We start from the raw sequence: 20,827 nt of genomic DNA, 5'->3' as shown, positions 1-20,827 counted from the left end.
GGGTTTGCCACGCTGGGCAAACAAAAAAAGCAGCGCCGAATGCGCTGCTTTTTTGTGTGGCAAAGCCATCGATATATTCAAGCGCTGAGGATTAGTTTACGTATCCCTCATTGGCTCTAACGGTGAGCGGGTGATAGCCCAGTTTCGCTTCTTCAAAGGCGCGCTTCGCAAACGCCTTGCCGTCGGGCGTTTTTGATAGCTCACGATACAGCGGCTTAACCAGTTTATTGCGTCCTATCGACACTAGATAGGTGTACAAACGATCAAAAGCAGGTTGGTAGTTATTTTCTACCGCGATCATCAGCCAGCTATGAGCAATTTCGTTGTTCTTTGTTGACGTTAACGAAAATGCCTTGTCCAATTCAGCAAGCTGTGGCTCAGTCAATGTTTCAGGCATATTGTTCAGGAAGTATAACCACTCGTGTACCGTCCATTGTGCCGTTTCTATATCCGCCGCGTTTACATCACCTGAAAGCCATGCCGTGCGTGTATCATCGATTTTGGTGAAAGCATCAGACTCTGGCTGAGGTGCATCTTCCGGAAGACCCGGTTCGAAAATCCAAGTATTTATGCGCTTAGCATCGAGTTTATCTGGGTATTGGTTCAATAGAGTTTCATCTAAATAAGCGATAAATGTGTCGGTGGTTATGCTCTTAAAAGCAAAGTCTTTAAAGTACTGCATTAAAAACGCGTCAAAGTTTTCGCGACCTATTTTTTGCTCAATTTCACGTAAAAATAGTGCCCCTTTTTCATAGGGAATATTCGAGAAAACATCATCTGGGTTACGGCCACGAAGGTCGATAGCTAAGATCTCGTCGTTTTCATCTAACGCTGCAATATCGTTCTCTAAGTCTTGATAACCTAGCACTGCTTTTTTTTAAAACGATCATGACCATAGATCATTTCCATAATTCTGTAAGTTAAATAAGTGGTGAACCCCTCGTTTAACCACAGATCGCGCCACGTTGCGTTAGTTACGGTGTTGCCCGACCAGCTGTGTGCAAGTTCGTGGGCAATCAATGAAACCAAGCTCTTATCACCGGCAATAACCGTTGGTGTGATAAACGACAAGCGAGGGTTTTCCATGCCACCAAACGGGAACGACGGCGGTAGAATAAGCAGGTCGTAACGATCCCACTGGTAGGGACCATAGGTTTCTTCTGTTACTTCAAGCATCGCTTCAGTGTCTTCAAACTCTTTCGCTGCGCTTTCAAGAAGTGCTGGCTCTGCATACACACCAGTACGTTCACCCATGGCTTTAAACTTCAGATCACCGATTGCCAACGCAATAAGATACGACGGAATAGGCTGTGGCATGGTGAACTCATATTCGCCGTCGCGCTTTGTTGTAGGGTCGTTCGACGCGCTCATTACCGCCAACAGAGCTTCAGGTGTTTTTATGGTCGCATCATAGGTCACGCGCACCTGTGGTGAATCTTGAAGGGGAATAAAGCTTCGTGCGTGAACCGCTTGGGCTTGTGTAAATAGAAACGGATGCTGTTTACCTGCCGTTTGTGCTGGCGTTAACCACTGCACGCCAGAGGCGTCAGGTGATGTGGAATAGGCTACGGTTACTGAATTCGCAGCGCTAGGTAACGTAATGGTAAGAGGCGTACCTAAATCAGGATCGGTCTTGCCTATTTCAAAGGGAACGCTTTCACCATTAACGGTGACACTGTCGATGTCTAGAGCGCGTGTATCCAATACCAACGTATTGTTTTCAGGCTTTGCGCGCTTTACATCAAGTGTTACATCGCCAATGAGCTGCTTGGTCTCGAAATTTGCGGTGAGGTCTAGGCTTAAGTGCGTAACCCGAACTTCATTAGGGTTCGCAAACGAATGATAGTCTACGCCAGACGCAATGGTAGCATCGTCGCGTTTTTCTGCTTCGACATTCAAGACCGCGCTTTCATTGACGGCCTGCTCTTTATCTGTTTTCGCTGTGTCTACACTGCTGTTATCACTGCACGCGAACAACACAGGCGCGCATACGAATGTAGCCAGTACTCCGTATTTTTTCATATAACTTCCTAAAGAATGGTTGATACCGTTTCAGTGTATCAAGCTGTTATATGACTGGCGACTCTAATTCGAAGCGCTGCCTTTTCAATGCGCTGAATTTAGGACAGTAGCGTGAATACTGGCGTTCGAACTAAATCGATTACAAACGTAGCTATAAGAACTGGCGTGGCGATTTCAAAGGGTGTAAGCAATCTACGTAAATAAAAACGCCCGCTGTAGCGGGCGTGATTACTGAACCCGTAGCGGCATAATTAGGCTAGATTGATATCTACTTCAATATTACCGCGGGTTGCGTTTGAATATGGGCACACCTGATGCGCAGTATCTACCAAACTTTGCGCTTGGGTTTTATCCATATCCCCTAAATCTACCGTTAGTTTTACCGCAATGGCGAAGCCTTGATCAATGGGGCCAATTGATACATCACCGGTAACACTTATGTCGTCAGCTAACTTTAGTTTTTTGCGATGCAGCCACGTGTTTAAGCGCGCCAATAAAACACGCTGAATAACCTGCTGCAAACATCTGTTCGGGGTTAGTACCTTCACCACCTGCGCCTCCCAGCTCTTTGGGTGTAGACAGGTCAAGGTCTAGCTTACCATCGCTTGATTTGGCCGTTCCTTCACGGCCACCCGTTGCGGTTGCAGTACCGGTATAAACCACTTGTTGAAGCTTATGCATAGTTGCTCTCCTATTTGGCAAATTCAATTCAATACTTTGCATACAAAATAACTTAACACTAAGGCAACTTGCAGTTCAAGTACTTTGTATGCAAAATACATTTATCGTTTATCGTCGAACAAACTTAGGAAAGCGCCGTGTCAGAATTGTTAAAGTTAGAAAATCAGCTTTGTCATCGGTTTTATACGCTGTCAAACGCGTTTACTCGCGCCTACAGGCCTCTTCTAAAAGCGCTAGATATTACCTACCCTCAATACGTAACCTTAATGGCGCTTTGGGAAACTGACCACATTACTATTGCTGAACTTCTAGAGAGAACCGCCATTGACGGAGGAGCAATGTCCCTAATACTTAAAAAACTTGAGGACAAGGGCTTCTTAATGGTTAATAAAGATGAAACTGACAAACGTGTTAAACGCGTACAGCTCACTAAAATGGGAAAAGAAAAGAAAACCATAGCAGAAGAAGTACCGGCGCAAATGTTGTGCAAACTCAAAGGTATGAGTGCAGAAGAAAGCCGCGAATTGGTTAAACTGCTCGACAAATTAGGCGGCTGTTTTCAGAACGCTGAGTTGTAACGCCACTTTGTAATCTCTGCGTCATCATACCGGCCGCGTTATCTGTTATTATTTACACATTGAGCGAACAAGTGTGCGCTATAATTGTCAAAGGTATGCGAATCGCTTAGTAAACTCGTTTTTATGCTGGTAGCTATCTACAAACAAGAGGTACACATATTTCTACAGATATCAAAACAGGAGCTGTAATGACAGACGTAAAGGAACAAACAAAAGTTATTTCTGCCAAAGCTTACTCCGTTTTAGAAGAATGGCTTAACAGCATTACTCACGGCATTGGCTTTGTTGCGGCGATTGTAGGTTTAGTCTTGATGCTGTACCGCGCAGAAGACACGCTAGCCTTAACTACCGCTGCTATTTATGGCTCTACACTCATTTTGGTGTTTCTGAGTTCAACCCTTTATCACGCAATTTCTCATCAAAAAGCGAAGGGATGGCTTAAACTATTTGACCACAGTGCAATATACTTATTGATAGCAGGTACTTACACACCGCTTTTATTAGTGGCAATAGGTGGCGTACTAGGTATTACCATGACTGCAATTATTTGGAGTCTTGCGATTGGTGGAGTGGCATTTAAATTAATTGCGCAACACCGCTTCCCAAAAGTATCGGTCATGACCTATTTGCTAATGGGCTGGATTGCACTGGGACTTATCTACCCACTTTATGTCGCCCTTCCAGGTGCTGGTCTTTGGTTATTGGTAGCGGGCGGCCTGTGTTTCAGCGTAGGTGTGTGCTTTTATGTGGCGAAAAAGGTAAAGTATACCCATGCTATTTGGCACATGTTCGTTATTGGCGGATGTAGCTGCCATTACTTTTCTATTTATTATTTTGTCGTGTAACAAGAGGCTCTGATACCGCTACTATGGCAACCCCAATTAAAAAGCCATTTAAGGCCCTATTTAAAAATTCATGCAAGCGCAATACTAAACACCATGCAAAAAACTGAGAAAAAGGAAGATAGCACAACAGCAACACCCAATATCGCATGGTTTTCACTGCGCGCAGGTCAGATATGTTTGGGAAAAAAGCCTGTAGAAAGTGACTTTGAACGACTTAAATCACTAGGCGTAACCCACATTGCCACGGTACAAACCAGTGAAGAACACGCGCCAATTATTCGCGACCGTTCATTAGCTGCTGGGTTAGAGTGGCTATGGGTTCCCTTTATGCACCCGTCGTCAGAATCGCCTACTGAGGATGTGCACCTCCACCAATATCTTCATGAACTGTCTCAAATGTTGACAGAGGGAGCGAAGATATATTTGCACTGCGATGGCTCACAGCACCGCTGTAGCTTGTTATTCTACGCACTTTGTCACTATTGCCGTATACCATCTAGCAGTGCCTACAATGCGCTGCATAGTTTTGGCGCAAACGCGGCAAATAATCTGCTTAGATCCGAACTAACATGGGCGGCAGAATTGGGGCATATTGCACCTAAAATGTAGTCTATAAAAAAGCGGCTACACGCAAGGGTTCAGCCGCTTTGAATAAAGACTAAAGAAAGTGCACTCAGCAGTAACGCTATTTCAGCGTGGGTATAGGCAGTAGTGGCGAGATAATTTCACCAATTCGACGGAATAGCTGCATACGGGTTGTGCCTGAGCGCCATACCAAACCAATTTCTCGAAAGCCCTGCTCTTCTGCTGGAAAACTTTTTAGACCAGTGTGCTCAAGAATAGACTGGTTTATCGCAAGTTCCGGTAAGAAGGTATAGCCCATTTTACTATTTGCCAGCTGCACCAAGGTATATAGGCTACTTGCTGCAACACTGCTAATTTGATCACTATGCTGAAGATTACACGCGCTCACCGCATGCCCCGTCATACAATGTTCTTGCTGAAGCAGAAAAATACTCTTTTTCGGTAAACCTGAAATATCTACGGGACTAGGCAGTTGTTCCGCCATATCTTTGTGCGCTATAAGATGGAAGGGGTCGTGGCCCAATACCATCTGCTTACACCCTGGGGTTTCCATTGGAAGCGCTAAAATTAGTAAATCTAACCTACCGTCTGTTAACTGTTGTAAGAGCTTTTCAGTGGTATCTTCCTGCATTTCTAAATTAATTTCAGGAAGGAAGGCAGAGAAGGCCCCCATCATTCCTTCAAAAAGAAACGGCGCTATTGTTGGTATAACACCAAGCTTAAGCGTTCCACGCTGCCAGTTGCCCGCATTTTGAGCATACTCGACCAATTCCCCCGCTTCTTGCAGCAGCACTTTACTGCGCTCAACAATATCTAAGCCTAATGAAGTAAAAACAAAGGTCTTGTGTTCACGCTCAAGTAATTGACTACCAAAATGCTCTTCTAAATTTTGAATGGCCGTACTTAATGTTGACTGACTTACATTACAACGCTGAGCAGCGCGGTGGAAGTGTTGCTCTTGGTGAAGCGTCACCAAATAGTGTAGGTGCTTAAGATTTGGCCATTTCATAGGCATCTCTCTATTATTTAAAGGGATTAAAAGATAATGGTTTAATCTAACATAAAGATTATATACAGCCTAGCCGCTCACCGAGACTATTCTTGTAAAGGCCATAGTTTGCGAATTACATTCACTTTCATACCGCTTGTATAAGAAGGTTTTAAGAATTCTATCGCCGCCCGCTGGAAAGCCATTAGAAGTAGCGTTAGGATTCAATTAAATAAAGCTTTTTAGTTGCCATTGAAGTTAAAACTATGACCTTCACGGCATATTTATACAGCGAAGTGGAACCCACTCTTGTATCATTAACGCATAGAGCGAATAAATACCGAGGGCAGTATGAAAGGACATTATAAAAACATTTTATGTGTGTTGAGCGATTCTCATCGGCAGGATGACACCGTTGCCCAAGCACTGCATATCGCTAAAGCACATCAAGCCTCGCTTACCATTATGCTCTCTTTAGAAGCATTGCCGCCTAACGCCAGCATGGTGATGGAGTCATTTTCATATGTTGATTCTCAGCAAACTATGGAAAAGCAGGCTGAACTTTGGCTTAAAGAACAGGCTGAAAGCTGGAGTGAAAACTACAAGGTTTCTACCGCTGTAACCGTGGGGCATCCACTAATTGACGTGGTGCGCTATGTGGTAAAAAACAATATAGATTTAGTCATAAAGCGGGCTGAGGAAAGCTTTTTAGATAAGCTATTTGGTAGCTTAGATATGCAGCTGTTTCGCAAATGCCCCTGCCCTTTGTGGATAATTAACCATAAACCGCGTAGCCAATACAAGAACGTGGTAGCCGCACTGGACCTTAATTACCATTATCCAAGTCACGAAGTGTCAATAAGGCGTGACCTTAACCGCGATATATTGCGACATGCAAGCCAGATAGCGCTGCTAGAGTTTGCTCAACTGCATATTGTTCACGTATTTGATGCTGTACCGGAAAATATCGCAAGAGATGGCTTTATTACCGTAGACAACGACCGAATGGAAACGGACCTTGCGAAAATTCACGCCGAGCGTGAGAAAGAATTAGAGAAGCTACTTAATGAACTAGCTGAAGAGCTTGACGACAATGTGTGGGAGTACTTACAGCCTAAAAATCACATTGTCCACGGTTACCCTCGCAGAGAAATTGCAGCCACAACCACGTCCCTTGATACTGACATTATCGTAATGGGCACAGTATCTCGCTTAGGCGTGCCTGGCTATATTATGGGTGATACCGCCGAAGAGACCATCCACCAATTGAAGTGCGCTGTCGTGGGCGTTAAGCCAAGAGGGTTTGAAACGCCTATATCGCTAGACTGAGCGCTTTGCGGTTCACACTTTATACGAACACAAACAAAAAGGCCGCGCTTCAAGAAGCGCGGCCTTTTTTTATATCTACATACATGTAAGCGTTATTGGCGTTACGCTACGCCGAATGCTGCTTTTAAGATGAAGAAGAAAATAATTGAAAGTAGTGCACCTGCCGGCAAAGTTACAATCCAGGATACAACGATATTTCTCACAATGCCCAAGTTCAGTGCTGAAACGCCTCGCGCTAAACCTACACCTAACACGGCACCCACCAATGTTTGCGTTGTTGAAATTGGCAGACCTGTACCCGATGCAATAACCACCGTACAGGCTGCAGCAAGTTCTGCAGCAAAGCCACGGCTTGGCGTTAAGTGAGTAATACCCTGACCAATCGTTTTAATAACACGATGACCAAATAGAGCCAGGCCAGCTACGATACCTAAACCACCTAACGGCAGGATCCACCAGGCCAATGTGGCACTTGAATTAATCTCACCACCGCTGGTCACCACGCTTACCACTGCCGCGAGAGGACCAATAGCATTAGCCACGTCGTTCGAGCCATGGGCGAAGGCCATACAGCATGCAGTAACAACCATAAGCAGCGCGAAGACTTTCTCTACGTTTGCCGCCTGTAAATCGGCATCTTCAGAGCCGCTAAACTTCATACGGCCGATAAACCATTTACCCACGAAGCCCAATGCCACGGCAATAGCAATCGCCAATAGATAACCGTTAACAGCACTCAGTTCTAAACCTACGTGCTTCAAGCCTTTCTTAATGGTAACCAATGACATAACGAAGCCCGCTAACGCCATGTAAAATGGCACATAGCGCTTGGCGTAAACAAACGGTGAGTCGGTTTGGAAAATGAGCTTGTGAGCGCTCATAAAGATAAGGTACGCGATAATGCCTGATATGGCTGGCGTTACCACCCAACTACCTACAATGCCGCCTACTTTACCCCACGCTACCGCATCCATACTCACGCCAGTGGCAGTGAAACCAATAATAGCGCCGATAATTGAATGCGTAGTAGAAACGGGCCACCCCAACCATGACGCCACAGCAAGCCAAATCCCGGCAGCAAGTAGCGATGAGATCATTCCCAATACAAGGTATTCAGGGATGTCTATAAAGAAGGTTGAGTCGATAATTCCTTTTCGAATAGTAGACGTTACTTCGCCACCGGCTAGGTAGGCGCCAGCAAACTCAAATATCATTGCAATGATAATAGCTTGTTTAATAGTTAAAGCTTTAGAACCTACCGACGTACCCATTGCGTTGGCAACGTCATTTGCTCCAATACCCCATGCCATGACGAAACCAACGCCGGCGGCAAGGATAATAAGAATTAGGCCATAACTTTCAAAAAATTCCACGGATAATCGCTCCCGATCTAAACGCGATTTAGGCTGGACGCTACTTGAGTAAGTAGCATGATCTCTTCACCACTAAGGCTAGAGAAAGAAGTTAAAGACAAATTGTGTTCTATCATAATGTTCGATTAAATTTTGCACGATCTGTTCTTGGCTGCGGCGCATGATAACGTAATCGTCATAGAAGCCATAGCGAAAATCATCGAAAAACGATAAAAGTATGTGGAATTATTTGATTGCGATGATAAATTCACCAAATATTACAGTTTTATGACGCATAAATTTCTTACTTCCTTCAATTTAATACGCTTTGCGCAAAATCAAATTGACCAAATGGACAGTTTTACGTCAAATCTTCCAACTTTTGCTGCATATTTTCGAGCGGCGTATGCCTAACATCGGTACCACGAGTGAGATAAACCACATATTCGCATACATTTTTGCACCTATCCCCAATCCGCTCTAATGAACGCATTGCCCACAACACATCCAGCCAATCCTGCATATCGTCTGTGCTTTTTTGCATTTCTGAGGTGGTGTAAGACAATAACCGCTTGTACTCACTATCAATGCGATTGTCTTGATCGTATACCTCAAGTGCCGCCGCTTCATCCTGACGTGCAAAGGCATCGAACGTACCGCGCATCATCGCCGCTACACGCTCGCCGATAAGTAACATACTGCTTTTAATCGTATCTGAACTAGGAAGCTTATTGCGGGTCACCAGCTTTGCAATACGCTCAATCTCATCCCCCATTCGCTCAATGTCGGTAATGGCTTTGGAAACCGTCATAATGAGACGCAAGTCGCTTGCCGTGGGATGACGTTTGGCAATAATACGAAGGCACTCTTCATCGATTTGGATTTCCATCGAGTTAATCTTCAAATCGTTTAATACCACTTTTTCAGCTAATGAGGCATGGTTATGCTTCACCGCTTTTAAGGTATTAACTAACTGCTGCTCAACCTCTCCGCCCATGGTTAATACCGAGTTCCGTAAGTTTTCCAACTCAATATTAAAGGTGCCAGAGATGTGCGTATTTAAGGCCACCTGTCGCATGCTTATTTCTCCTCGCGTGCCCACACTTGTTGTGTTGTAGCAAACGTTAATTGTATCTGGGCTCTGCTCTTTACACGCGCCACGTTATCCATAGCGACCCGTAATATAATCTTCGGTTTGCTTTTTCTCAGGCATGGTAAACAGTGTGTCACTGTCAGCGTATTCTATTAGCCGGCCCTGATGGAAAAAGGCGGTATAGTCACTTACACGTGCCGCTTGCTGCATATTATGAGTAACAATAACAATGGTGCACTGCTTTTTCAGCACGTCCATAAGTTCCTCTATAAACAGTGTAGTCAGCGGATCAAGTGCCGATGTAGGCTCATCAAGTAGCAAAATATCCGGCTTTAATGCCAACGCTCTCGCTATGACCAAACGCTGCTGCTGACCACCGGATAACACTTGAGCCGATTCGAAAAGACGATCTTTTACCTCGTCCCACAGCGCCGCTTGTTTAAGTGCGCCTTCCACCGCATCATCTAGATGTCTTCGTACCTTCACACCTTGAAGTCTAAGCCCGTAACACACGTTTTCATAAATGCTCATAGGAAACGGATTGGGACGCTGAAACACCATACCAACGTTGGTTCTCAGCCGCGACACATTAACTTTACGGCTATTGATGTTACGTCCATCAATAATGATTTCACCGTTGTATTTACAGCCGTCATACAAGTCATTAAGTCGATTAAAACAGCTTATAAGGGTAGATTTACCACACCCACTTTGACCTATTAAGGCCGTGATCTTATTTTTAGGAATACGCATGCTGACGTCGTTTAAAACATGCTTATTACCAAACCATAAGTTGAGATTTTTAACATCAACGGCAGTTTGCTCTTCACTAATGTCTTTAACGTTTAGCGTATTGTGTTCAAACAACTTCAACATGTACTAAAAACCTGTAATTAACCTTTGAGATAGCGCTTACGCAAACGCGCCCTAAGCAAAACGGCCAAAATATTGAGTACGAAAACCACGATTAACAATAATAAACAGGCCGCAAACATCATACTGGCACTTTTCCCATCAGTTTGGCTATGAAAAGCACCGTCGTAAATAAGCACGCCTAAATGCATAAACTGTCTATCTAGGTGTAGATAAGGAAACTCGCCGTCTATGGGCAGAGTTGGCGCAAACTTAACAGCGCCCACAAGCATAAGAGGGGCCACTTCACCTGCCGCTCTGGCGATCGCTAAAATGACGCCAGTCATGATCCCTGGTGAAGCGATAGGCAAAACCGTACGTAATATGGTTTCAATTTTAGTGGCGCCTAAGGCATAACTGCCGGCTTTTAACCCATCAGGTACACGACGCAGGCCTTCTTCGGTTGCCACTATAACCACGGGAAGTGTTAAAATTGCCATCGTTAGGGCTGCCCAGAATACGCCTGGACTCCCCATCGTTGGCGCAGGCAGCGTATCGCTAAACAACAACTCATCAATGCTGCCACCTAAGGTGTATACGAAGAAGCCAAGCCCAAATACACCGTAAACAATGGACGGCACGCCTGCCATGTTACTCACGCTAACGCGAATGATGGTTGTTAACGCGGTGTTCGGCGCATACTCGCTTAAATATATAGCGGCTAGCACCCCAAAAGGCGTCACTATAATGGTCATTAAAAATACCATCAGTACTGTGCCAAATAATGCGGGGAAAACACCCCCTGATGTGTTCGCTTGCTTAGGGGAGTCAGAGAGAAAAACACCAATTTCAGAAAACACCACCTGCCACTTTTCAAACGTGGTTAGACGGCTTACAAAGTCCACATCCTGAATACTTGAAATGGGAATAATGAAAGGCGAACCGTCAGCGAAACTAACAAGCAACCTATACTGGGCACGCGTGCTCTCTAAAGCCTCAACACGCTTTTGATACTCGTTAAAAGCAGCAACCAGCTTTTCTCTAGCCGGCGCATCTTCCACCACATCTCTTTTATCAAATTGAGACAAGGCCTCATGAATAGGCGCAAGATGCTCGGTGTTTAGGTCTTCAATTTGTGCCGTAATCAAGGCAACATCTTGTAATACTTCACCAATGTTATCTAGAGGCTGTGGCGGTTTTGATGGAACAACGATGTGCTCTGGAATAGCCATTACCCGCCTGCCATCCAACAGTTTAATCTCTGCACTGTCCAAGGCGAGGTTAGCACTGAGCAACTGTTCACGGTCAATTTGTTTTTGAAAGCCAAAGGGGTGATTCACATCTGAATATTTGAGGGTGATGTCTTCTTCTGACGCATCCTCAAAGATGTTCGCAAGTACAGAGAACCGAGAGCCATCTAGTAGCGTGCCAGTTACCTTATAAATAGGTTCAGGCCAAAAATAAGCGGTACCGCGAAAGCTAATTAGTATTAGTACGCTAACTAGCGCAATGAGCAGCAAGCTAGTGAAAAAAGCCGTTAAGCTAATCACCAACGACTGGCGCTGAACCGCATTAAGCCCGAATATGTCTCGGTTAACCATAGTAAGCCCTGCCCCTAATTCGCTGGCGTATAAGCTCTGCTACTGTGTTAACTAAAAACGTAAATAAAAACAATATACACGCGGTGAAAAACAAAATTTGATAATGCGCGGATGACACATCCGCTTCGGGAAGCTCAATAGCCAAGTTAGCAGTCAGTGCTCGCAAACCTTCTATAAGACCCCAACTTGATATGGGTGTGTTCCCAGTTACCATAAGCACGATCATTGTCTCACCAAACGCCCGACCAAAACCCAGCATAATAGCCGCTACAATACCGGGCAGGGCTACGTGTAAAACGATGTGGAGCAGGGTTTGTAAACGCGTTGCCCCTAATGCAAAAGAGGCATGTTTTAAATCAGTTGGTACGCCATTGATGGCGTCTTCTGCAAGCGAATAAATACTGGGAGAAATAGCTACGCCTAACGCCAATGCAACCACAATGGTTGTTTTACCAATAGGGCTATCAGACTCTGCCGCTAATAAGGTGAAGCCCTCTACTCCCATCAATGACAAGACGATGGATGGCGCAAACTCTACGCTTATAAATCCCAACAAAAATACGCCGCCTATTGCGAAAATAAGCTCCGCCCCATGCCTTAGGTGCTTAGGTAGGTATTCGGCAACGGGGCGCTGCATTACCGCTACAGCAATTAACACAAAGGGGATAACTATAAGAAAAAAAGCAAAGGAGAAAAGAAATTGCTCAGCTTTAGGCGAAAGCCAAATAGCGGCTATAAAACCAATAAGTACGCTAGGTATCGCTTCAAGTAATTCTATGGCAGGCTTAACGATATTCCGCATTCGGCTTTTAGCAAAAAAAGCGGTGTAAATAGCAGCGCCAATGGCAACGGGAATGGCAATAAGCAATGCCAACAAAGACGCTTTTATACTGCCAATTAGAAGCGGGGTTAAACTAAACTTAGCTTCTTGAAAATCAGATGCGCTGGTTGTTTGCCAAACAGTTTCTTCGGTTTCATAGCCTTCATAGTGTTGGGGGTCGAAAAGGGAAGACCATGTCGTGATACCGCTTAAATGCTGTCCTTCCCACACCGACAATGTGCTATCAGAAAAACCATACAGCTTGTTTCCGTACCAAATAATCTGTTCAGCTGAGTCGTCTATCTTTTGAGAAGACACCACATCCCCTGATACGCGATTGACTAACAGTACCCTAGCGTTACTCGTCAGTACTGCCACTAAATTCATACTCGCATGTTCAGCGACATCTTTTACTTTTTCATTGCTTAAGGGAATTTGATAGGTTTGCTCGAAGGAAAGGCCTTTATCCGTTTTGCTTAAGACCCAACGCGTTAATGTTTCCGTTTTGCTATTCATCAAAAAGAACGTGCGATCTTTAGCAAGGGGGAACACTATTTTTTCATCTAAAGAGGCGGAAACATTGCCCACCACGGGAAGTAGCGCCACACCTTCATCTCGTAACCTGTTAAGGTAGAGCGTTTGGTCAACTTGAAGAAGTACGCTTTCCCTGCCCGGTAATAACGTTAAACGATCAATATTATAAAAACGTTTGTCTACTATATGCGTGGGTCGTTTGCGGTTAACCCATCTAACGAAAACGCTATCACCATGGGTGATAGACACCACCGCCCACTTTGAAGATAACGCCATATCCCAGCTTTCGCGCTCCTTCCATACTTCTTTAGGAAGCGAGAAAGTGATGTTGTTGGTTAATACTGACTGGGCAGTTTGAGGGGGCGCCGCCATATCCGCTAGGTTATTATTACTTACGTTGAACGACCTTACCGGTAACACTCTGACTAACGCGTTGGGGGAAATATCGACAATGTAGTTTTCCCCCATAACGCTATCGGCCGACAGCACATGCTCACAAGGGCGAATGTATTCGTGGTTACTGACTAACGTATTATCTTGAAGCAACTTTAAACCTAAACGGCAGTCAGAATTCCTAACGAGCAGAGGCTGACCATTAACAATGTCACCTGCACTGACAAGCGCTTCGCTTTCTGAGGTTGTAAAGGTAGTAAGGTGTTTTAAGCTGGGAATATACGTTAAAGGCAGCGCTTGGCTAATAAGGTGAGTAATAAGAATGACTAACATCAATAAAACAAGGCCGCCAAACCCCGTTACCACATAGCGTGACAACTTATCGTTGCGCTGGCGTTTTTTATTTGAGCTGTTGCTGTCGAAAGTCATGCGGTTGTTTAGTCATTCTTATTTTCGAAATTCTTCATTTTTAAGAAGAATAACCCTAAATTGCACTGGTGAGCAGTGTAAGTTTTGTTATGCTAATAGCAAGTAAAAATTTATAGCATTACCTTCGCGCAAACTACTGTGCGCCTATGGTATTACCCAACAGGAAGACGATCAAAGTTTTTCTCTACACGCCCAATAAGGAGCATCGCATGCAGTCATTGGTAATAAGCATCATGGGTAAAGATAAGCCTGGTTTGGTAGACGCATTAGCTAAGTGCGTATACAAACACGAAGGCAATTGGCAGGGCTCAAGTTTTGCGCATATGGCAGGGATGTTCACCGGCTTTGTAGAAGTTCACGTGTCAAATGACAATAAGCAAAGTCTAATCGATGCGCTTGACGCGATAAAAGATATGTCGGTGCAATCGGTAGCCGTTGGCAGCAGTGAAAAAAGCAACAACACCAAGCTGACTGTCGATGTGATGGGTAACGATAAGACAGGTATTGTTCAGGAACTAACCTCTGTTCTCAACCAGTTTAATTTAAATATTCTTACTTTTGCCTCTCATTGTGAAAGTGCGCCAAATTGGGGAAGCCTCATTTTCAAAGCCAAAGCCGAAATTGCTGTACCTGCCGGTTTTGACGATGGCGCTTTGCAAGAAGCCCTTGAATCACTCGCTAACGACCTAGTCGTAGATATTACCGCTAAGCGTTGAGTGCTTAGCTTCGCTAAAGGTATATAGGTAACGGAACCACCGCAACGTAAGCGTGCGTGTAGCACGAAATACGCGTTGTCACAGTAATGTCACTGACTGGTGGCAGTCTTTGACCATTTTTATGAACGTGAATTGAGACATTATGGATAACGACGTTTTATATTATCCCAAAGAATTAAGCTGGCTATCGTTTAACGAACGAGTATTGCAAGAAGCTGCGGATAAGAATAACCCTGCGATAGAACGCATTCGCTTTCTTGGTATTTACTCTAATAACCTTGATGAATTTTATCGGGTACGCGCGGCAGATGTTAAACGCCTTATCACGATTGCGCAAAACGACGGGAACGAAGAAGAAGCAGAGCGCCTCACCGAACTTATGGCGCAGATACAAAAGAAAGTGGTACAGCTTTCTGAAAAATTTGACCAAATCCATAAAGACGTTGTCAAAAGCCTTGCCCGCTACAATATTCATATCCTGCGTAAAGACGACTTAGATGATTATCAAAAGCAGTGGGTGCGTAACTTTTTTATCAATAAAGCACTGCGACACATCGCTCCCATATTAATTGATAAAAAGACAGACCTGCTCAGCCGCTTAAACGGCAACTCTGTGTATTTATATGTCGCACTACGAAGAAAAGAACGCAACCCTAGGTTTGCCGTTATTCAGGTCCCCACGTCTGAAATGTCACGCTTTATGCTGATCCCTCCGCAAAAGAGCCGTAAGAAAAAGAGCATTGTTATGCTCGATGACATGATTCAGCTGTGCATTGAAGATATTTTCCGCGGTTTTGTGAAATTCGACGAAATTGAAGCTTTCTCCTTTAAAATGACACGAGATGCGGAATACTCTATCAACGAAGAAATTGACGAAAGTTTCGTAGAAAAAATGTCAGAAAGCATGAAGCAGCGTCTTATTGCCGAGCCTGTCCGCGTTATTTATGACACCGACATGCCTGAAGACATGCAGTCGGACCTACGCAAGCGCCTTAAAATAACCAAGCTTGATACCATGCATGCTGCAGGGCACTATCGCAACTTTAAAGATTTCATCGGCTTCCCCAATGTGGGCCGAGATTATTTAGAACACGCGCCGCTTCCTGCTATCGACAGCAAGGCATTTTCAAAACACAACACCGTATTCGATGCCATAACTGCTCGTGATATCTTGCTATATTACCCTTATCATCGCTTCCTTCACTTCACAGAGTTCGTGCGTCAGGCCGCTTTCGACCCGAACGTGAAAACCATACGCATTAATATCTATCGGGTGGCGAGTAATTCTCGCATAATAAATTCGTTGATTGACGCGGTAGATAACGGCAAAAAAGTCACCGTAGTCGTAGAGCTTCGCGCGCGTTTTGATGAAGAAGCAAACATCGAATGGTCTAAGCGCATGACCGATGCAGGCATACGCGTAGTACTTGGTGTGCCCACCCTGAAAATTCACTCTAAACTATGTATTGTGACCCGGGAAGAACGGGGCAGTTTGGTGAATTATGCGCATTTCGGTACGGGTAACTTCAACGAGAAAACCGCGAAAATTTATACCGATTACAGCTTATTCACCCGTAATCAGGAGCTTGCCAATGAAGGCGTCGCAGTATTCGATCTTATTCAATACCCTTACCGACGTTATAAGTTTCAGCATCTACAAATTTCGCCGTTAAACGCCAGAACCAAAATTCAGTCGTTAATTCGCCAAGAGATTCAGCACCTGAATCAGGGCCAAGATGCGCAAATCACCTTTAAGATTAACAACCTTGTTGATAAAGAACTTATTGATGATTTATATCGCGCGAGCCAGGCTGGCGTTAAGATCCGCGGTATCGTGCGCGGCATGTGCTCACTTAATCCAGGCATAAAAGGGATTAGCGAAAACATCGAGATCATCTCTATTGTTGATAGGTTCCTTGAACACCCTCGCGTGATGATTTTTGAAGGCGGTGGCGAAAGAAAAGTGTATATTTCATCTGCTGACTGGATGACCCGAAACATGGATAACCGCATAGAAGTAGGCTGCCCCGTTTACGATAAAGGTCTTCAACAGCGTATTGTCGATATAATGGAACTGCAATTTAAAGATACCCTGAAGGCTCGAGTGATTGACAAGGATCAGAGCAACAAGTACGTTGCGAGGGGTAATCGTAAAAAACTTCGCTCGCAAATAGAAATTTACGACTATTTAAAGAAGCTAGAAGACACTTTGTAGGATAAAAAATTAGTCCATGACCCAGCATGAAACCGTTTTTAATGATGTGGAAACCCGCGAGGTAAGTAAAGTCGCGGCGTTAGATATTGGCTCTAACAGCTTCCATTTAGTAGTGGCGCGTATTGTTGCTGGGTCTGTTCAGATACTGCATAGAGTTAAGCAAAAAGTTCGCTTGGCCGAAGGCCTCAATGAGGACGATATTCTGTCTGAAGAAGCGATGGAGCGTGGGCTTGCTATGCTTAAAGTGGTAGCAGAAAGCCTCAAGGGGTTCGAGCCTGACTCTGTGCGCATTGTTGCCACCCATACACTGCGTAAAGCCCGCAATGCCAGAGACTTTATCAGTGCAGCAAAAGACATTCTTCCCTACCCCATTGAAGTTATCTCTGGTGTAGAAGAAGCCCGTCTGATTTACTCTGGCGTGGCCCATACCAATCATGCTGATGGCCAGCAACTTGTTATCGATATAGGCGGCGGCTCCACCGAGTTCGTTATTGGTGAAGGCTTCACACCCTTACTTTGCCGCAGCCTTCAAATGGGTTGCGTAAGCTATACTCAACGCTTTTTCCCCGACGGCGAATTAAAGTCTAAAGCTTTTGAGCGCGCGATTACCGCAGCTCAACAAGAGCTTGAAATGATAGATAACAAGTATCGCAGATTAGGCTGGGTACAGTGTGTAGGTACCTCAGGTACTATCCGATCGTTGTTCACGTTATGTCAGCAAGACCGTCCAAATGGGCATGATATTCCAGTAACCTTAAAAAGCCTACGCAACCTAATGAAGCAATTCGTTAGCGCCGGTCACGTCGATAAATTAGCTTACCCAGATTTAAGTGAAGATCGTCGTGTGGTTATCGCTGGCGGCTTAGCCATATTGATTGCGGTCTTCAAGGCGCTAGAAATTGATGGTTTAGTGTATTCACCCGCCGCGCTGCGCGAAGGCGTGTTGTACCAAATGGAAGATGAACTTCATCATGCAGATATTCGCGGGCGCACGGCGAGTAGCTTGGCCAGACGGTATGACGTTGATACAACGCAGGCGACCATGGTTCTAAATACCACGCTGGCACTTTTCGGCGAGGTTGAAAAAGCATGGAAACTGAAGGGAAAAGACTTTAAGAGCATGCTAGGTTGGGCAGCCCTGCTGCACGAAGTAGGCATGCAAATTAACTCCCGCGGTATTCAAAAACACAGCGCCTATATACTGGGTAATGTGGATATGCCGGGCTTCACTCAAGAACAGCAACTATTGTTAGCCACACTAGTGCGTTTCCACAGAAAGAAGATCCGCACCAATGAGCTCCCCTCGTTTAATCTGTTCGATGAGCATTCGATAAAGCGCTTAATTGCACTACTACGCCTTGGTGTACTGCTAAATATAAAGCGTCAGGAAGGTTTCTTACCTGAACTTAAGGTCAACGTAGACAAAAGCGAACTCACTATTACGTTTCCAGATGGTTGGCTTGACGAGAAGCCGATTATCTCTGCTGACCTTTTAAGAGAAAGCCACTACTGGAAGGCATTGGGTTTGAAGCTAACCGTGCTTCCCGATATTAGTGAGATTCACCCATCGGCTGGATAGGTAAAAGTTAAGGCCTTATTCTGTAATAGAAAGCTCACCAGGTTTAGGGCAAATACAGACTGTATTTGCCCTTTCTTGCAATGTCCTACTCTTTGACAGCGTCGCTGTCATACTTCTTGAACCACGCCAGAATATTTTCTATTTTGCCAATCATTCGTGAAGGTTTAGCGGCAATACCGTGAGGCGAACCGGGAACTTTAACTAATACACTGTCAACCTTTTGTAGCTTAAGTGCCTGATAAAATTGCTCGGTTTCAGACATTGGCGTGCGCTTATCTTCTACACCGGTAATCAGCATAGTAGGCGTAGTAACGTTGCCCACTAGCGATAATGGCGAGCGCTTCCAGTAGTGCTCAACGTTGTCCCACGGTTTTCCCGGGAACTGAAAAGGAATTTGATAAAGGCCCGAATCAGCGCTAAGCACTTTCGACAGCCAGTTAATAACGGGCTTTGCAACCACTGCCGCTTTGAAACGGTTAGTAAGACCAATGGCATAAGCAGATGCAATACCACCTGCAGAGCCCCCCGTAATGAATAGACGTTCAGGGTCGGCAATGCCTTTTTCAATCAGCGCGTCTACCCCTGACATATGGTCAGCAAAGTCGTACTCAGAGCTATATTTCCCTTGAAGTAATAACGCAAAGCGTTCGCCGTATCCCGTACTTCCTCGGTGATTATCATAAAACACCACGTAACCTTCTGCGGCCATGCGCTGCAATTCAGCAGTAAATACAGGCCCATAGGCTAGGTTAGGCCCACCGTGGATTTCCAGAATGAGAGGGTAGGTTTTTGAGCTGTCATAGTTTGGCGGCAGAATGTACCAGCCTTGAATTTCCTCACCGTCGATAGACGATGGGTAAACAACTTCTTTCACTTCACCAAGCTGCTTGTGGTCTAAAACATCTTCATTAAGTGCTGTAAGTTGGCGCTCTTTTCTGGTGGTAACGAACAAATCTGCAGGCCGGTCGGTACGACCTTTGGTGTATGCCACAACATCGCCAACCGCATGGTAAGTACCAAATACATAAGGTCGGCCTAACGTGGTGCCACCAAGCCCTTTTGCTACGGCTTTTACACTACCCGATAGCGATACCACATCCACCTGGGCCAGACCGCGAACTGATTGCTGAAAATAGATGCGTTTATTGTCTTTCCAGTGAAAATTAGACACCGAATTATCAATATCTTTTGTTATGTTTCTTTGTTCAGAGCCGTCGCTATTCATTACATACAAATAGCTATTTTTGTACATCACTTTTTCGTCGTCGCGGTACGCATAAGCAATATGCTTTCCGTCAGGCGATACTACTGGTGACGACTCTCGCCCTTTGTCCTGCGTCAATTGTTCAATATTCCCCGTCATATCAACAGAAAATATATCGGCCTCAACGGGTTCATATTCCCAGTTATCACTTCGGTTAGCAGAGAAATAAATCTTCTCACCGTTCGGCGCAAAACTTAACCGACCGTTGTGATGGTAGTTGCCCGAGGTTAACTGTCTTGCTGTACCTCCGTCAGAGGGCACAATAAAGATATGGGTATAGGCAGGGTCAAGCACGCCTTTGCCATCGGCTTGATAACGCGCCTTAGTGATATATTGGAATTTAGGCGACCACTTTGCGCCTTCCGGCTTTTTAGGCATTTTAACGTCTAGCGGCTTTTCCTTGGCATCCACACTCATAGTGAATGCAATGTATTTTCCGTCGGGTGACCACGTGATATTACTTGGGCTTGAAGTAACGTTGGTGACTAACGCCGTTTGCCCCGTATCCATCCAGCGCACATACAGTTGCGGTTTACCCTCTTCATTGGAAAGGTAAGCTAATCGGCTGCCATCTGGTGACCAGCGAATGGAGTAGTAACGTTTTTTTAGATGACAGTAGTGGGCGATGAGATTTGCCGTCTACAGACGCTAACCAGACGTTTGCGCGGCCACTGTCTGACATGATGTCGTTTGAACGGCGCACGTACGCGATATATTTACCGTTTGGGGATACCTGAACTTCACTGACGTATTCCAAATTAAAGATATCTTCCGATTGGAAAAACGTATTTTTCTCTGAAGTAGCTTCATCCGACTGAGAATTTGCAAATACAGGGGAGGACAACGCCAGTGCACCAAGACTCAATAGAGTCAACGCCCCCCGATTCCGCTTAATTATTTGCTGTAATCGTCTATTTTTAAAAAAAGACATAGTTCACCTTTAGATTATGG

General features: G+C 44.9%; 13 protein-coding genes and 3 pseudogenes. 7 read left to right on the top strand and 9 right to left on the bottom strand.

The window, feature by feature from the left end:
• Positions 1-91: 91 nt before the first annotated feature.
• A pseudogene (locus tag ACX5J7_RS05110) lies at positions 92-2,022 on the bottom strand (M1 family metallopeptidase).
• 251 nt (positions 2,023-2,273) lie between these two features.
• Positions 2,274-2,703: pseudogene (locus ACX5J7_RS05105) on the bottom strand (organic hydroperoxide resistance protein).
• Positions 2,704-2,840: 137 nt separating this feature from the next.
• Between ACX5J7_RS05105 and ACX5J7_RS05100 the strand changes: the two are divergent.
• The 3 genes from ACX5J7_RS05100 to ACX5J7_RS05090 all read left to right on the top strand — a co-directional run bounded on the left by ACX5J7_RS05100 (position 2,841) and on the right by ACX5J7_RS05090 (position 4,735).
• A complete protein-coding gene (locus ACX5J7_RS05100) occupies positions 2,841-3,281 on the top strand; it encodes a MarR family winged helix-turn-helix transcriptional regulator (RefSeq protein ID WP_015066315.1) in 441 nt (146 codons plus the stop codon).
• 188 nt (positions 3,282-3,469) lie between these two features.
• Entirely contained in the window at positions 3,470-4,126 is a 657-nt protein-coding gene (gene trhA / locus ACX5J7_RS05095; RefSeq protein WP_015066314.1) for a PAQR family membrane homeostasis protein TrhA, read from the top strand.
• Positions 4,127-4,219: 93 nt separating this feature from the next.
• Positions 4,220-4,735, top strand: a complete 516-nt coding sequence (locus ACX5J7_RS05090) for a protein-tyrosine phosphatase family protein (protein ID WP_012517387.1) — start codon at positions 4,220-4,222, stop codon at positions 4,733-4,735.
• Between the two features lie 76 nt (positions 4,736-4,811).
• Here the strand turns inward: ACX5J7_RS05090 and ACX5J7_RS05085 are convergent, their stop codons facing one another.
• Entirely contained in the window at positions 4,812-5,720 is a 909-nt protein-coding gene (locus ACX5J7_RS05085) for a hydrogen peroxide-inducible genes activator (protein WP_015066312.1), read from the bottom strand.
• A gap of 330 nt (positions 5,721-6,050) precedes the next feature.
• On the opposite strand from ACX5J7_RS05085, the gene ACX5J7_RS05080 reads away from it, so the two are divergent.
• Positions 6,051-7,028, top strand: a complete 978-nt coding sequence (locus tag ACX5J7_RS05080) for a universal stress protein (protein ID WP_015066311.1) — start codon at positions 6,051-6,053, stop codon at positions 7,026-7,028.
• Between the two features lie 101 nt (positions 7,029-7,129).
• Here the strand turns inward: ACX5J7_RS05080 and ACX5J7_RS05075 are convergent, their stop codons facing one another.
• The 5 genes from ACX5J7_RS05075 to ACX5J7_RS05055 all read right to left on the bottom strand — a co-directional run bounded on the left by ACX5J7_RS05075 (position 7,130) and on the right by ACX5J7_RS05055 (position 14,102).
• Positions 7,130-8,401: an inorganic phosphate transporter gene (locus ACX5J7_RS05075; protein ID WP_015066310.1), complete on the bottom strand. Its 1,272-nt coding sequence runs from the start codon at positions 8,399-8,401 to the stop codon at positions 7,130-7,132.
• Positions 8,402-8,741: 340 nt separating this feature from the next.
• Positions 8,742-9,458, bottom strand: coding sequence for a phosphate signaling complex protein PhoU (phoU, locus tag ACX5J7_RS05070; protein WP_012517383.1), 717 nt, complete (start codon positions 9,456-9,458; stop codon positions 8,742-8,744).
• Positions 9,459-9,542: 84 nt separating this feature from the next.
• A complete protein-coding gene (gene pstB, locus ACX5J7_RS05065) occupies positions 9,543-10,349 on the bottom strand; it encodes a phosphate ABC transporter ATP-binding protein PstB (RefSeq protein WP_015066309.1) in 807 nt (268 codons plus the stop codon).
• A gap of 17 nt (positions 10,350-10,366) precedes the next feature.
• The gene (gene pstA, locus ACX5J7_RS05060) at positions 10,367-11,926 is read right to left on the bottom strand and encodes a phosphate ABC transporter permease PstA (protein WP_015066308.1); all 1,560 of its coding nucleotides are present in this window, start codon (positions 11,924-11,926) and stop codon (positions 10,367-10,369) included.
• Positions 11,919-14,102, bottom strand: coding sequence for an ABC transporter permease subunit (locus ACX5J7_RS05055; RefSeq protein ID WP_498706314.1), 2,184 nt, complete (start codon positions 14,100-14,102; stop codon positions 11,919-11,921). The genes pstA and ACX5J7_RS05055 overlap by 8 nt, the downstream gene beginning before the upstream one ends.
• 209 nt (positions 14,103-14,311) lie before the next feature.
• On the opposite strand from ACX5J7_RS05055, the gene ACX5J7_RS05050 reads away from it, so the two are divergent.
• The 3 genes from ACX5J7_RS05050 to ppx all read left to right on the top strand — a co-directional run bounded on the left by ACX5J7_RS05050 (position 14,312) and on the right by ppx (position 18,612).
• Positions 14,312-14,818 (top strand): glycine cleavage system transcriptional repressor, encoded by a 507-nt coding sequence (locus ACX5J7_RS05050; protein ID WP_012517379.1) that lies wholly within the window; start codon positions 14,312-14,314, stop codon positions 14,816-14,818.
• Positions 14,819-14,960: 142 nt separating this feature from the next.
• On the top strand, positions 14,961-17,033 hold the full coding sequence (ppk1, locus tag ACX5J7_RS05045) for a polyphosphate kinase 1 (RefSeq protein WP_020745401.1): 2,073 nt from the start codon (positions 14,961-14,963) through the stop codon (positions 17,031-17,033).
• 16 nt (positions 17,034-17,049) lie between these two features.
• Positions 17,050-18,612 carry an exopolyphosphatase gene (gene ppx, locus ACX5J7_RS05040; RefSeq protein WP_012517377.1) on the top strand — a complete coding sequence of 521 codons (1,563 nt, stop codon included), beginning with the start codon at positions 17,050-17,052 and terminating at the stop codon, positions 18,610-18,612.
• A gap of 85 nt (positions 18,613-18,697) precedes the next feature.
• Here ppx and ACX5J7_RS05035 read toward each other — a convergent pair.
• Positions 18,698-20,807, bottom strand: a pseudogene (locus ACX5J7_RS05035) (prolyl oligopeptidase family serine peptidase).
• Between the last annotated feature and the right edge of the window lie 20 nt (positions 20,808-20,827).

It is taken from the genome of Alteromonas infernus, assembly GCF_902705815.1.
This window is presented reverse-complemented; position numbering and strand designations above follow the sequence as displayed.